1 pseudogene is annotated in these 273 nt (G+C 67.8%); it reads right to left on the bottom strand.

What is annotated here, in order from left to right:
• Positions 1-273 (bottom strand): annotated as a pseudogene (locus SB772_RS41010) (M20 peptidase family dipeptidase); the annotation flags it as partial.

Genomic DNA, 273 nt, shown 5'->3' with positions numbered 1-273 from the left:
ACGGCCGACGGCGGAATCGCGTTGACGGGCTTGTCGGGGTTCCCCGTGCGAAACGCGAGCACTTCGAGGTTGTTCCAGCCGAACACGCGCTCGGTCGGCGTAAGGCCGGGCTCGCCGTAGTCGGTATCGACGGTGGGTTCACCGGGATTGCCGCCCACGGCGATGCCGGCGAGTGCGCGCCGTACCGAGTCGGGAATGGGCGGCGGGCGCAGCCCTTCGACGAGAATCTTGCCGTTCGCATCGACCATCGACGCAATCGCATTCGCGAGCACC

This window comes from Paraburkholderia sp. SIMBA_030, from assembly GCF_046535245.1.
In the GTDB taxonomy this organism is placed as follows: domain Bacteria; phylum Pseudomonadota; class Gammaproteobacteria; order Burkholderiales; family Burkholderiaceae; genus Paraburkholderia.
Note: the sequence above shows the minus strand (reverse complement) of the source record. Positions and strands in the feature narration are given on the sequence as shown.